The organism is Leyella stercorea, assembly GCF_021531355.1.
GTDB lineage: Bacteria > Bacteroidota > Bacteroidia > Bacteroidales > Bacteroidaceae > Prevotella.
In genome coordinates, this window is record NZ_JADYTS010000255.1 from 1 (window position 1) to 211 (window position 211).

General features: G+C 51.7%; 1 rRNA gene. It reads right to left on the minus strand.

Annotation, left to right across the window (positions count from 1 at the left end):
* Positions 1-211, minus strand: a 23S ribosomal RNA gene (locus I6E38_RS15265); the annotation flags it as partial.

The following is a 211-nucleotide window of genomic DNA, read 5'->3' on the forward strand; positions in this document are numbered from 1 at the left end:
TACGTGTGTCCGTTTACGGTACGGGTACCATGGACATTGCTTAGCGGATTTTCTCGGGAGTATGCTTACCCTCACTGTCAAGTTCCTCCGAAGAGGACCCTGTACTTTCAAGTTCGGCTCTCCTGGCGGATTTGCCTACCAGAATCAACACCTACACTCTTTAACGAACCATTCCGTCGGTTCGCGGAAGTTTCACTGCTCCGTCTCCGCA